The sequence below is a fragment of the Clostridium sp. AF27-5AA genome (assembly GCF_003478415.1).
Classification (GTDB): domain Bacteria; phylum Bacillota; class Clostridia; order Lachnospirales; family Lachnospiraceae; genus Otoolea; species Otoolea fessa.
Window position 1 is genome coordinate 90,975 of record NZ_QUFH01000003.1, and the last position, 12,139, is coordinate 103,113.

Annotated in this window: 16 protein-coding genes; all 16 read right to left on the reverse strand. The window is 48.1% G+C overall.

Annotated features, from left to right (window positions below; genetic code table 11):
* Positions 1-810 carry a head maturation protease, ClpP-related gene (locus DWY89_RS04665; protein WP_118524435.1) on the reverse strand — a complete coding sequence of 270 codons (810 nt, stop codon included), beginning with the start codon at positions 808-810 and terminating at the stop codon, positions 1-3.
* Entirely contained in the window at positions 807-2,105 is a 1,299-nt protein-coding gene (locus tag DWY89_RS04670; RefSeq protein ID WP_055272610.1) for a phage portal protein, read from the reverse strand. The genes DWY89_RS04665 and DWY89_RS04670 overlap by 4 nt, the downstream gene beginning before the upstream one ends.
* A gap of 59 nt (positions 2,106-2,164) precedes the next feature.
* A complete protein-coding gene (locus DWY89_RS04675) occupies positions 2,165-2,443 on the reverse strand; it encodes a hypothetical protein (RefSeq protein WP_008117767.1) in 279 nt (92 codons plus the stop codon).
* An 86-nt stretch (positions 2,444-2,529) separates the two neighbouring features.
* Positions 2,530-4,077: a terminase TerL endonuclease subunit gene (locus DWY89_RS04680; RefSeq protein WP_118524436.1), complete on the reverse strand. Its 1,548-nt coding sequence runs from the start codon at positions 4,075-4,077 to the stop codon at positions 2,530-2,532.
* Positions 4,077-4,556 (reverse strand): phage terminase small subunit P27 family, encoded by a 480-nt coding sequence (locus DWY89_RS04685; RefSeq protein ID WP_117717907.1) that lies wholly within the window; start codon positions 4,554-4,556, stop codon positions 4,077-4,079. Before DWY89_RS04685 ends, DWY89_RS04680 begins: the two co-directional genes overlap by 1 nt.
* A 71-nt stretch (positions 4,557-4,627) precedes the next feature.
* A complete protein-coding gene (locus DWY89_RS04690; protein WP_118524437.1) occupies positions 4,628-4,984 on the reverse strand; it encodes a hypothetical protein in 357 nt (118 codons plus the stop codon).
* A 165-nt stretch (positions 4,985-5,149) separates the two neighbouring features.
* Entirely contained in the window at positions 5,150-5,416 is a 267-nt protein-coding gene (locus tag DWY89_RS04695; RefSeq protein WP_178680512.1) for a hypothetical protein, read from the reverse strand.
* Positions 5,417-5,540: 124 nt separating this feature from the next.
* Complete coding sequence (locus tag DWY89_RS04700) at positions 5,541-5,738, reverse strand: hypothetical protein (protein WP_118524438.1); 198 nt, start codon at positions 5,736-5,738, stop codon at positions 5,541-5,543.
* Entirely contained in the window at positions 5,728-6,198 is a 471-nt protein-coding gene (locus DWY89_RS04705) for a gamma-glutamylcyclotransferase family protein (RefSeq protein WP_055272596.1), read from the reverse strand. The genes DWY89_RS04700 and DWY89_RS04705 overlap by 11 nt, the downstream gene beginning before the upstream one ends.
* 93 nt (positions 6,199-6,291) lie before the next feature.
* Positions 6,292-7,239 (reverse strand): amidoligase family protein, encoded by a 948-nt coding sequence (locus tag DWY89_RS04710; RefSeq protein WP_118524439.1) that lies wholly within the window; start codon positions 7,237-7,239, stop codon positions 6,292-6,294.
* A 122-nt stretch (positions 7,240-7,361) separates the two neighbouring features.
* Positions 7,362-7,589 (reverse strand): DUF4314 domain-containing protein, encoded by a 228-nt coding sequence (locus DWY89_RS04715; protein WP_008117754.1) that lies wholly within the window; start codon positions 7,587-7,589, stop codon positions 7,362-7,364.
* A complete protein-coding gene (locus tag DWY89_RS04720; RefSeq protein ID WP_243022734.1) occupies positions 7,577-8,359 on the reverse strand; it encodes a hypothetical protein in 783 nt (260 codons plus the stop codon). The genes DWY89_RS04715 and DWY89_RS04720 overlap by 13 nt, the downstream gene beginning before the upstream one ends.
* A 96-nt stretch (positions 8,360-8,455) precedes the next feature.
* Positions 8,456-9,715: a DNA (cytosine-5-)-methyltransferase gene (dcm, locus tag DWY89_RS04725; protein ID WP_330604497.1), complete on the reverse strand. Its 1,260-nt coding sequence runs from the start codon at positions 9,713-9,715 to the stop codon at positions 8,456-8,458.
* Positions 9,702-10,958, reverse strand: coding sequence for a site-specific DNA-methyltransferase (locus DWY89_RS04730; protein ID WP_004843271.1), 1,257 nt, complete (start codon positions 10,956-10,958; stop codon positions 9,702-9,704). Before DWY89_RS04730 ends, dcm begins: the two co-directional genes overlap by 14 nt.
* Complete coding sequence (locus DWY89_RS04735) at positions 10,939-11,394, reverse strand: RNA polymerase subunit sigma-70 (RefSeq protein ID WP_118524442.1); 456 nt, start codon at positions 11,392-11,394, stop codon at positions 10,939-10,941. The genes DWY89_RS04730 and DWY89_RS04735 overlap by 20 nt, the downstream gene beginning before the upstream one ends.
* Before the next feature lie 263 nt (positions 11,395-11,657).
* On the reverse strand, positions 11,658-12,011 hold the full coding sequence (locus tag DWY89_RS04740) for an HNH endonuclease signature motif containing protein (protein ID WP_055272588.1): 354 nt from the start codon (positions 12,009-12,011) through the stop codon (positions 11,658-11,660).
* Positions 12,012-12,139: the final 128 nt, after the last annotated feature.

Genomic DNA, 12,139 nt, shown 5'->3' on the forward strand with positions numbered 1-12,139 from the left:
TTAATGTGTTAAAAGACTCAGTCTTTTTTCTAACTGGCTGACAGGTATCATGGCATCCACACGGGATACCCTGGAAAGGAACGATTCATTCATTGCCTTGGTGGAATACATCATGGAATCCTGCTGGAACGGGAACTTCTTTTTCTTGTCCTTATCCTCGTCTTCCTTTTCTTTTCCTTCCTCTCCATCACTGCCTTCCTCCGGTTCTTTTTCCGGCTTATCAGGCTTTTTCTTCTCTTCATCCGTCTCACCGGAAGAAAAGAGTATCTTATCCGCAAATCCAAGCTCCACTGCCTTCTTCGCATTGAACCAGGTCTCATCGTCCATCATGTGGGAGAGCCTTGCACGGGTAAGCCCCGTCTTGAATTCATAGGCATTTAAGATTGATTCCTTGACCTCGTTTAACATGGCGATTGCTTTCTGCATATCCCTTGTCTCGCCCATTGCCATGGTCGCAGGATTGTGGATCATCATCATTGCAACAGGGGATACACAGACCGTGTCTCCTGCCATTGCGATCACGGATGCTGCCGAAGCTGCAATGCCGTCTATCTTTACTGTCACGCTTCCCTTGTAGTCACAGAGCATGTTGTAGATCTGTGCTGCCGCGAACACATCACCACCTGGAGAATTGATCCACACCGTGATATTTCCGTTTCCGGCATTCAGTTCATCCTTGAACAGCTGCGGTGTCACTTCATCCCCGTACCATGTTTCATCTGAGATCATGCCATTTAAAAAGAGCGTCCTTTCCATGTCAGGTACGCTCTCATCTTCATTCTTTATCCAGTTCCAAAACTTCCGCTTCATCGTTTACCTCTCTTTCCGCTGTTTTCCTGTGCCGGAGCACTCTGCTGGCCCGTATCCGTCTTTACAAAAGCTCCCGCATCTGCAAGTTTGGTCATTGCACCGTTTATCAGATACAGGTTTCCCCCTTCCTCATCCGGGATCGGATTCATGTTTTCCATCTCACGGATGTCATTGGCAGAAAACCATCCGTTCTGCCTTCCGACTGCATAGCCGTTCATCCTCGACTGGTAATCCCCACGGAGCAGACCGTCCACATTCAGCTTGATAAAATACTTTCCTTTTTCACCAGGCAGAAGGAGCGATCTCTGTAAGGACTGCTCCCATCTGATCACCCACGGATCAAGTGTGTATTTTACGAACTCCAAGGACTGCTGCTCGATATTGGAAAAGCTCGACTTATCAAGGTCACCGACCATATGTGGCGGTATCCTGTACAGTCTTGCAATCTCATTGATCTGGAATTTCCTTGTTTCAAGGAACTGTGCTTCTTCCGGCGGGATGCCTATCTGCTGGTACTTCATGCCTTCCTCAAGCACTGCGATCTTGTGTGCGTTACTCACGCCCCTGTACACGGAGTTCCAGGACTCCCTCACCTTTGACGGGTCTTTCAGGACCCCCGGATGCTCCAGGACACCGCCCGGATTTGCCCCGTTTGCAAAGAAACTCGCCCCGTATTCCTCACAGGCAAGCGTCATGCCGACAGCGTTCTTTGCCATCGCAATCGGGGAATATCCGATCAGTCCGTCAAACCCAAGTCCGGGGATATGAAGCACATCCTCGGCTTTCAGTTTGATATTTCCATATTCCTTGAACGTAGGGTTCTCATCACTGTTTCTGGAATACACATAATAGATGTTTCCTTTGTCATCCCTCTGAACCTCCATCTTGTCCGGAAGGAGCGGATACAGTCCAAGCACCCTTCCAGCCCCGTCCCTTATAATCTGGGCATAAGCATTTCCCCATATTAAAAGATGACTCATCAGTGTTTCCCTGAACACAAATGAAGTCATCTCCGGGTTCGGCTCATCATGGAGCAGATAATATAATGGATGGTCATGCACCAGTTTCTTGCCTCCGTCATCCTGATACTCATATACATGAAGAGGTAAGGATGCGACTGCCTCCGCAAGGATTCTGACACAGGCATATACTGCTGTGGTCTGCATTGCCGTTCTTTCATTGACAGGCTTTCCGCTCGTTGTCCTTCCAAACAGAAACGAATATCCTGCATCTGCTGCCTTATCCACAGGCTTATCCCTTGCCTGTCCGAATCCGAATAAACTCTTAATTCCCATGTGACACCTCCTAAAAAATGGGTACAAAAAAAGCACCTCCGAAGAAGTGCCGTTCCTGATCATCTCTGATAATTGTTCAGTCGTGGGAACTCTTTCCCATTCCTGTAGTAATAATACTTTCTCAGTGCATTCTGCATTGGATTTTTCTTTGGGTTCTCAAGCGGTTTCAGTTTCATCAGCGAATCATACATAAGGTCATCATCCGCTACCACTGTTTCCAGATCCAGTCCGAGGATTTCCTCTGCTTTCAGTGCAAGGGACTTCCTTGTCTGCGCCCCATGCTCACCGCTAAGTTTGGGGTCTTTTTCCATACTGTTCATAAAAAATTCTTCCTGCATACGAAATGCCTCCCTGTGCTTTTCCTATATCTTAACACAGAAACATGCAGCCGGATTATGATTTTACAGAATCATACTCGGCTGCATCAGAATACAAGAATGCCCCTGTCATCATACACGCTTCCGTCACTGCCTTCATTTCTGATTGCACGGTCAAGTGCCATAACGGTTGCAACGGCCCCGTCAATCTTCTCCGTGGATTTTTCCTTATCCATTTTGATGTTTCCCGCTGGATCCTGACGGACAAACACATTATCCATCATCCAACGCAGCACCTTATGTCCGCCATGTGCGATCCGCTCCTCCAATGTCAGTTTCATCAGTTCTTTTGTCGGTGGACTCATATCTTTATAACCCTGTCCGAACGGGACAACGGTAAATCCCATACCTTCAAGGTTCTGCACCATCTGCACAGCTCCCCATCGGTCAAATGCGATCTCCTTGATATGGAACTTTCTGCCAAGTTCATCAATGAACTGCTCGATAAATCCATAATGGATGACATTTCCTTCCGTGGTCTTTAAGCACCCTTCGGCTGCCCAGACATCATACGGAACATGATCCCTTCGGACACGCAGCCTCATGTTATCCTCTGGTATCCAGAAATACGGAAGTATCACATATTTCTCCGTATCGTTCTTTGGCGGGAACACAAGCACGAATGCCGTGATATCCGTGGAACTTGAAAGGTCGAGTCCGCCATAGCATTCCCTACCGAGAAGCTCATCCTCATTCACGGCAAAGGAACAGGCATCCCACTTATCCATCTGCATCCACCTGGTGCTCTGTTTCACCCACTGGTTCAGACGGAGCTGCCGGAACACGTTCTCCTCTGCTGCATTCTCTTTTGCACTGATATATGCATTCTGCACTTTCTCAATGTCAATCGTGTATCCGAGTGACGGATTTGCCTTATACCACACATCCTCACTCGACCAGTCATCCTCATCGGATGCCCCGTAGATCACAGGATAAAATGTCGGGTCTATCTTTCTCCCCTCTATGATATCCAGAGCCTTCTGGTGCTGTTCAAAACACACAGAATTCCGGTCTGTCCCGGCTGTCGTAATCAGGAAGAACAACGGCTGTGTCCTGGCATCACCGGAACCCTTGGTCATGACATCGAACAGTTCCCTGTTCGGCTGTGCGTGCAGCTCATCAAAGATGACCGCATGGACATTCAGTCCATGCTTTGTGTATGCCTCTGCCGACAGCACCTGGTAGAAGCTGTTGGTTGGTTTATATACAAGCCTTTTTACGGACATGACGGGCTTGATCCTTTTCTTCAGTGCCGGACACTGGTCCACCATATCCACTGCAACATCAAATACGATGGAAGCCTGCTGCCTGTCGGAAGCACAGCCGTAAACCTCTGCTCCCCATTCACCATCACCGCATGTCATATACAGTGCAATGGCAGCCGCCAGCTCCGATTTCCCGTTTTTCTTTGGTATCTCACAGTAACAGGTATTGTACTGCCTGTATCCGTTTTCCTTTACCGTCCCATAAAGGGTACGGATGATTTCATCCTGCCACGGAAGAAGTTCAAACGGAACTCCCCGCCACCTTCCTTTGGTGTGTTTCAGGCAGTTTATAAAATTGACCGCATGGTCTGCTTTTGCCTTGTCAAACATTATTTTGCACCGCCTTTCACAAGCAGAAGCTCCATTTCATCGTTCTGCTTATCCTCACCGCTGTCCGTGGAGATACGGCTTCTTGCGGACGGGGTCAGTCCGAACTGCTCACAGAACTTATTCATGATCTTCAGATAAGTCTGGGCAATGGACACCTGCGGTACCTGCTGCCAGTATCCGCTTGGGGTCTTTACAATGGTCCCGTGCTGTGTAATGAACTCCTCTGCCTCTTTCCATCTCGCATATGCCTGACAGTATCCTGCGAATGCTGCCATATCGATCTCAGTAAGGATTCCCAGATGCTCCAGCTGTTTTGCCATCCGCTTCCATTCCTTCTTTGCCTCATCCTCAAGCCATGCCGGACAGCGCGGGGCCTTTTTCTCAGGCTTTGGTTCGCCCGTATTAAGGCTTCTCTTGCCCGGATTGCCTTCAAGCACCTTTACTGCCGTAGGCTTTGGTTTTCTTCCTCTCTGTGCCACTGTCCTCACCTCCCCGCAAATGGCATAATAAAAAGACCTCCGAAGAGGCCTTCCAATTTGTGTGTTTATTCTTAAAGTGTCATTCTGATTGCCGGAATTCTTGCTTTCTTTCCTGTTTTCCAATCCGAGTATGTTGCATTCACCTCGGTAAGCCCTGCCATCCTGATGCCTTCCTTTTCAAATGCTGCAAGTGTTTCGATCAGGCTTGAAAATGTACTGCTTATCGTAAATTCGCTGATGCCGTTTTCCTTTAAAGCCTTTACAATTTCCGGAATGTCGTAATCCCAGATGACTCCGTTAAAATCAATGTTATCGTTTCCTGTTTCCTGGCAGTCTCTGTATGCTGCAAACAATGTGCTGTTGATTCCGTAATCCTTAAGGCTTCCTCCCTCGTTCATGGCTTTTTCAAAAACCTCAATTCTCTTCATGGTCTTGTACCTCCGCTTTTTTCTTTGTTTTCCCTTTCAGTAGGTACATATTCGCTCTAAACGCTGATTATATCCAGTCATTTCAGTGCCATAATGTACACAAAGATACTGTCGGTACATTGTGTAAATGTACACAGGCAGGGAACGTTTTCCCTGCCCTTTCTGCTATTTTACATTTGTGAGTGCCCATGCCATTGCATGCCCGGCATCCTCAAATCCTTCTTTTCTTCCAATCCTTGAAATCCTGCATTCGCATCTCCCAAAACCTGTCTCATCCGGTGTTTCAACCAGTTCATAAACTTCTGCAATGCTTCCTTTAAAGCAGTGATCCCAGACTGCAACCGTGTAATCACCGTAGTCAAGGACTGCTGAATTCATGCATCCGTAAAGCTCCATCGCTAATTTTTCTGCTGTTGTGATCTTTGTTTCCATCGTATCTTCCTCCGTTTTCTCTGTTTTCTCTTTCGGTAGGTACATATTCGCTCTGAACCGTACATATATCCAGTCATTTAAGCATTATAATGTACACAAAGATCAGTGGAAGAAATTGTGGATTTTACCGCTGCGACCTGTGGATGGCTTCAAGGATCTGTTCCTGTTCCTCTGCCACGACACCAATGCTCTCAAGCGCCTCACGTGTCCCACAGTCTGGGCAGATAAGCGTTCTGCCGTCTGCCCTTGAAAGGGCGGGTGTCCTTCCGTAGGAAGCCCCGCAGCGGGGGCATATCCGTATGTGCAGTGTTTCATTCTTCATGTCCTGCCACCTCCACTGCTTTTATCTGTGCCTCGGAAAGGTAATGCTCGTCAAACCCAAAGCTGATGTACCCCTGAAGGCATGTGCTGACATACGAAAGGGAAGGTACTCCAATCTTCCGTTCTTCATGCATGATGTACACAAAGCACTTCCTTCTGCGTATCTTCCCCGTTCGGATGCCCTTAATATCAAGTTCCATTTCTTTTTTGTAATAAAACAACGGATATCCTTCGTAGTGGTCAAGTGCTGCCTCATCCGATTCCGTGACTTCCCATACTGCCACGGGAACCTCGCTTTCTTCCTTTGGCTCAATGGTAAGATAGGCTCCCGTACGGCTTCCTTTAAAGAGAAGCTCATAATCGTTTATAACTGCAGTACCGATCACCCTTGCGTGAGGGCATCGTATCCGCATCTGTCTGATGTTCAGATTGCTGCCATAAGCAATGTAATATCTTTTCATAATGTTTCCATCCTTTCTGAAGGGAACACCCTTCTACCACCTTAAGACCGCTCATGGCGGTCAGTTATCCAAGGTGGCAGGAGGCTGTTCTCTTCAAGCAGCCCTTCCGCTTCTGAAAGCAGTGTCTCCTGCAAGTCTCTTTGTAAGGATTTCCCTTGCGGTCTTAAATTCGTCCCCGATGAATCCGAGTCTCAAAAGCCATGTCCGCATTGCGTATTTCGGATTTTCCGTCTGCTGTGGTTTCGGGCTTGCCGTCCTTACTTCCTTTGCCATCTGGCTTAAGGCAAGGCAGAGCTGGATGTAGCTCTTCAGCTGTCCCGCATGCAGTCCGTTCAGCTTTCCATCAGCCGGGGCATCAAATTGGAAAAGTCTGAACTCGACCGTTCCCTTTGTGAATGTTGCATGGTAGTTTAACATATGGTATCGGCTGTCATTGTAATGATGGTCTCTTCCGTAGCTTGCCCCGTTTGCCGTGTACCAGATGTCTGCAAGGGCTGCCATCGTTTTCGGTTTCTTTTTATTGAGTTCCTTAAGGAATCTTGGGTCTACCGTTTTGCAGTAGCGGTTCATCCGCCAGCTGTCGAGGTTTAAGGCATCCGCTAAAAGGTTCTCGTGTCCCGCCATGATGTTTGCAAGGTTTCGTAAAGTCTGCGGTGTGTGTCCCTTTGCTCCGATGTGGATGTGGACTCCGCATCCCCTTGTTGCATCACTCTTGGCTCCCGCATGTCTGAGCTTTCTTATCAGTTCCTGGAGAAGTTCGATATCTTCGTAGTGAAGGATCGGTGTGACCAGCTCGCATTTTTTATCATCCGGTCCCGCAATGCTGACATCCTTCTGGAATTTCCATTCCCTTCCGCTTGCATCCCATGCTGACCATGTATAATATCCGCTTCTGGAAGCCGTGTTTTCAAATCTTCCTGTTCCGAAAAATGCCGCTGCAAGTTCTGCAGCCTTATCCCTTCGTATGTTGTTCATCTCAACCTCGACCCCGATGGTCTGTTTCTTCATTTCCTCGATCTGCTTTGTAATCCTTTCGTTCATGGCTTGTACCTCCGTTTGTTTTCTTCCCTTTCGGTAGGTACATATTCGCTCTAAAACACACATATATCCAGTTATATATGCGCCATAAACTGCACAAACATCAGCCGGAAAAACTGTGTATATTATGACTGTATTTTACGCCATTCATCCACTCCGTAGATCATCGCAAGAGAGCCGTGTCCGTCCCATACCGTGTGGAGCTGTCCTGCATCATCCACAAACTCCACCGTTCCGATGGTCCCTGACGGGATCTTTCGGTAGGGATCATCAAGGCGGATAAGCTCCACCCTGGTTCCCGAAGGATATTCCTTTCTCAATCTCTCAAGTGTCTGTCTGCTTACTCCGAACATACCGTTGACCCCCTTTCTGCCCTACGGTTGGCTTTCCACCTTTCCGCATCTTCCGGAGTCCGGAATGCCGTATGACCTTTCAGCCCCTTAAGGAAAAAGGATCTTGTTTCCTTTCCTTCGCTCCCTCCAAATCCGATGGATACCAGCCATGCCCTCATGTAATATTTTTCATTCTCTTCAATGGTCTGTTTCGGATTCACACGTTTCTGTTCCGATGCTTTCTTTACCATTGCCGATGCAAGTCTGCAGTATTCCATCATGCCATCGGTATGTGGAAATCCCGTGAACTCAATATTCCCATCTGCAAAGGTAACACCGCTGCATCCGCCCTGCTCCGTAATGAACCCTGCTGCTGACTCCGTATCTTCAAAGTTACTTTCGGCAAGGGCATTTATAAGGCTGTCTGCTATGGAAATGCACTCCCTTCCGACTGCCCTGTTGATAAGGTACTGTTTGGAATGCATCATGTTTATCAGGTTGATGATGCCCTGCGGTGTCATGCTGCCGATTGGTATTTTGATCTCCGCTTCCGGTTCCTCCGTCTGTGTTTCCTGTATCTCTTCTGCCACATCATTCTGGAAAAGCACTCTTCTCACCTCGTCTTCCATGCTGTCATCTTCAAGTATGACCTTTGCATCCCTGTCCACCGTGATGCTTCCGATGCGATATGCAAAGGATGGCGGTCCAAGGTATTCTGACCTCTGTCCGAAATGTCCGGATAAGGCTTTTACTAATTCTTTCCTATTCTCAGCGTTTGTAATAATTTCCATTCTGCTGGTCTCCTTTCTTTTTGGTAGTACCATATATCACTCTGAATGCCCGTATAGTCAAGCAGATAATGGTACTTTCCAAAAGAAAATGTAATGTCAGCTTCTGGACTCCGGAAGTGACATCGCAACCGCATAAGCAACCGTTGCGGTGACTGCATTTCCGGCCTGTTTATAAAGCTGTGCATCGGAGTTGACGGCAGAGGCACGGTCAAAAAGCTCATCAGAAAATCCCTGTAAGCGGAAGCACTCCCTCGGAGTCAGCCGTCTGATGCGGCCGCCCCTCATGAGCGTTCCCATCTGCCCGGAACAGTCCAGTGTCTGGGAGCATTCTTTTCCAACCCTTCCCCTTCTTGTCTCACTGTCTGGGTAGGCAAGGTTGATGCCGTCCCCTTCCCGTGCCACTTCATATCCTGCCTTCGTGGCATTTTTCACTTTGACGGAATCCACCTTTTCACAGACATACACACCGTGCCTGTCCTGTGAGGTCAGGGTGAACATCGGCTCTCCATCCTCTTTCATCCTTCTTCCGTTCTGCCGTTTCTCCATCCGCTCCGGTGTAAGCACCGGGTGGACTTCCAGCACGGCTGAGTTCATGGCGGTATGGTTGGTCATCCCGGCTGTGTACCTCGCTGTCAGGCATCTTGCCGTATCCGTGATCTTCGGATCATGGTTGCTCTGGTCGATGAAGTAAAGCCCTGTCTTGGCCCCGACACCGCCCGCATTCCCCACAAGGGTTGCGGAAATGCCGTCCGTCCCATAAACACGGTAGCCCTGCATGCCTCCTATAAGCTGGTTAAGAGCTGCTGCGTTTTCTCCGGTGAGAGGTAATATTTCTCGTCTACCTCTGCTTCTAAGATTTGCGATAATGAACACACGCTCACGGTTCTGCGGGACTCCGAAGTTTTTGGAGTTAAGCACCTGCCACCGACAGTCATACCCTGCTTCGTCCATTTCAGACAGAACTGAGGCAAAATCGAATCCTGCATTGATCGATAACAGGTTCTTAACGTTCTCAACAAGTAGGTATGAGGGTTTAGCACTTTCCTCTTTGCCTTTGAGGAGGTCAATAATGTTGTAATATATTCCACTTCTTTTTCCGACCAGTCCCCGCTGTTTTCCGGCAACGGAGATGTCCTGACATGGGAATCCGAAGCACCAGATGTCTGCATAGGGGACATCTTCGGGTTTAAGTTTTGTGACATCATGAGCTTTCCACTCTCCTTCCGTATCATACATTGCCTCATATGAGGCTCTTGCAAATTTATCATATTCACAGTACCCGATGCATTTATGGCCGGCAGTTTCAAGACCGAGCCTGAAGCCGCCGATGCCGGAACATAAATCAAGGAAGGTCATCTGTTTCATTATACTGCCCTCCCTTGCATAATTGCTGATATGAAATTTTCATATCGTCACGGATGACAAATACATCCGCATCCGAACCGCACTGTTCAATGTAGCGGTTTACGATCACATCCACAAACTTCTCATCCAGTTCGATGCCGTAGCAGATACGGTGTGTCTGTTCACAGGCGATCAGCGTAGAACCGGAACCAAGGAACGGATCAAGCACGATGCAGTTGCTCATGCAGGAGTTCTGGATCGGGTATGCCATAAGCGCCACAGGCTTCATGGTCGGATGGTCCTTGCTTGCCTTCGGACGGTCATATTCCCAGATGGTGGTCTGCTTCCTGTCGGAATACCACTGGTGCTTCCCGCCCTTCTTCCATCCGAACAGACACGGTTCATGCTGCCACTGATACGGGCTTCTTCCAAGAACCAGTGCATTCTTCTTCCAGATGCAGCACCCGGAAAGATAAAATCCGGCATCCTTGAATGCCTTTCTGAAATTCAGCCCCTCCGTATCCGCATGGAATACATAAATGGAAGCATCCTGTTCCATTGACTGTTCCATATTTACAAATGCAGCAAACAGGAACTTATAGAAATCCTCATCCGGCATGTTGTCATTTTTGATCTTGCCGGCCGTTTCCTCAACATTTACATTGTATGGCGGATCAGTCAGGACAAGATTTGCTTTCCGTCCATCCATCAGCCTTTCATATGTTTCCGGCAGAATGGAATCACCGCAGATGACACGGTGCTTTCCAAGCAGCCATACATCCCCTGTCTTTGCCACGGTCGGCTTTGCAAGCTCCGCTTCCACATCGAAGTCATCTTCCGTGATCTTCTTATCATGCACGGAATTAAAAAGCTGTTCGATCTCTGGCGGTTCAAAGCCCGTGATGCCGACATCAAACGCTGAATCCTCAAGGTCTTTGATGAGATCTGCCAGAAGTTCCTTATTCCACTCACCCGTAATTTTATTAAGGGCAACATTGAGTGCCTTTTCCTTGGTCTTGTCAATATCGACCACGATACACTCCACTTCCGTGTACCCGAGGTCTGCAAGGACCGTGGCTCTCTGGTGTCCTCCGATAATGGTCATGTCTGAGTTGATAATGATCGGCTCGACATAACCAAACTCTTTAATGGAGTTCTTGATTTTTTCATATTCCTTATCACCCGGTTTTAACTTCTTCCTCGGATTATAGGAAGCCGGGATAAGGTCTGCTATTTTATAACTCTGAAACTGCATCTTCCATATCCTCCTCTGCTAAAAATCTGTGCCGGAAATAACATTCACGGCCGCAGTATTTTCTGTTCTTGTTTCCATAGGAAATGAAAGGCTTCCCGCACTGCTCACATACAAACGTGTAGGAAGCCTTCTCGCTTTTCTTCACTGCTTCCGGGTGTGCCTTCCACCATTCCCTTCTGCATTTTTCACAGCAGAACCTTCTCGGTCTGCCAGTCTTCGGCTGCGTGATCGGATTACCGCAGAAGTGGCACACCTCTTTACCGTCCACCATGAGTTTCATATTTTTTGAAACCACCGTGGCGTATCCGGCAAGGTTATGTCTCTTGCAGTAATTCCTTACGATGTCACGGGACAGTCCGATTGCCATTCCGATGGCTTTATATCCCATCCCCTTCATCCGCATCTCATTGATCTGCTTTGCCTGTGCGTCCGTCATCCTTTCCACTCTCCTTCCGGCACACAAAAAAAGACCGGAAAAACAATGTTTTTACACTGTTTTCCAGCCTTAAATAATGCTTTTTTCCTGATTTTCCGGCAAAAAGAAATACCCCTTTTTGCCGTGTTTTAAGTACATTCTGCGAAAATTACCATACCCTTTTTATATCCCCCCTGTTTAATTCTGCGAAAATTCACGCAAAGGGGGCCATCGGTCTTCAGCGGTTCAGCCTGTAGAGATTCAGATACCCCCACGGTCTGCCGTCAGAACCGATACTCCGGATTGTTATCTTCGTTCCATGTCTTTTTATCATGACAGGGCTTGCAAAGGCTCTGCCAGTTTTTCTCGTCCCAGAACAGGACGGGATCACCACGGTGCGGTCTGATATGATCGACCACGGTTGCTGTCACTGCATGACCTTCCTTTAAGCACTGAACACACAAAGGATGTGCCTTCAGATATCTTACCCTTGCCTTCTGCCACTGCCTGTTGTAACCACGCTTGCTGCTGCTCGCCCTGTCACCACGGTGCAGTGCTTCATGCTCCTCGCAGTACAGTCCATCTGTCAGCTTCGGACATCCGGGGTGTCTGCACGGCTTCTTTGGTTTCATCGGCATCCGCCATTCCTCCCTTCTATGTACACGGGCGGTGTGAAAGGATTGGAAAGACACCGCCTTATGGCAACATAAAAAGGAGCGTTTCCGCTCCCTTTCTTTTTTGCCATCTTAATCATAGCAGATGTAAA

Coding starts and splice junctions, on each gene's coding strand:
- DWY89_RS04715 (WP_008117754.1), bottom strand. CDS start 7,589: ATGTTCGGAGTAAGCAGACAGACACTTGAGAGATTGAGAAAGGAATAT.
- DWY89_RS04710 (WP_118524439.1), bottom strand. CDS start 7,239: ATGAACGAAAGGATTACAAAGCAGATCGAGGAAATGAAGAAACAGACC.
- DWY89_RS04675 (WP_008117767.1), bottom strand. CDS start 2,443: ATGCAGGAAGAATTTTTTATGAACAGTATGGAAAAAGACCCCAAACTT.
- dcm (WP_330604497.1), bottom strand. CDS start 9,715: ATGACCTTCCTTGATTTATGTTCCGGCATCGGCGGCTTCAGGCTCGGT.
- DWY89_RS04740 (WP_055272588.1), bottom strand. CDS start 12,011: ATGCCGATGAAACCAAAGAAGCCGTGCAGACACCCCGGATGTCCGAAG.
- DWY89_RS04735 (WP_118524442.1), bottom strand. CDS start 11,394: ATGACGGACGCACAGGCAAAGCAGATCAATGAGATGCGGATGAAGGGG.
- DWY89_RS04680 (WP_118524436.1), bottom strand. CDS start 4,077: ATGTTTGACAAGGCAAAAGCAGACCATGCGGTCAATTTTATAAACTGC.
- DWY89_RS04705 (WP_055272596.1), bottom strand. CDS start 6,198: ATGAAAAGATATTACATTGCTTATGGCAGCAATCTGAACATCAGACAG.
- DWY89_RS04690 (WP_118524437.1), bottom strand. CDS start 4,984: ATGAAGAGAATTGAGGTTTTTGAAAAAGCCATGAACGAGGGAGGAAGC.
- DWY89_RS04695 (WP_178680512.1), bottom strand. CDS start 5,416: ATGGAAACAAAGATCACAACAGCAGAAAAATTAGCGATGGAGCTTTAC.
- DWY89_RS04670 (WP_055272610.1), bottom strand. CDS start 2,105: ATGGGAATTAAGAGTTTATTCGGATTCGGACAGGCAAGGGATAAGCCT.
- DWY89_RS04700 (WP_118524438.1), bottom strand. CDS start 5,738: ATGAAGAATGAAACACTGCACATACGGATATGCCCCCGCTGCGGGGCT.
- DWY89_RS04720 (WP_243022734.1), bottom strand. CDS start 8,359: ATGGAAATTATTACAAACGCTGAGAATAGGAAAGAATTAGTAAAAGCC.
- DWY89_RS04665 (WP_118524435.1), bottom strand. CDS start 810: ATGAAGCGGAAGTTTTGGAACTGGATAAAGAATGAAGATGAGAGCGTA.
- DWY89_RS04730 (WP_004843271.1), bottom strand. CDS start 10,958: ATGCAGTTTCAGAGTTATAAAATAGCAGACCTTATCCCGGCTTCCTAT.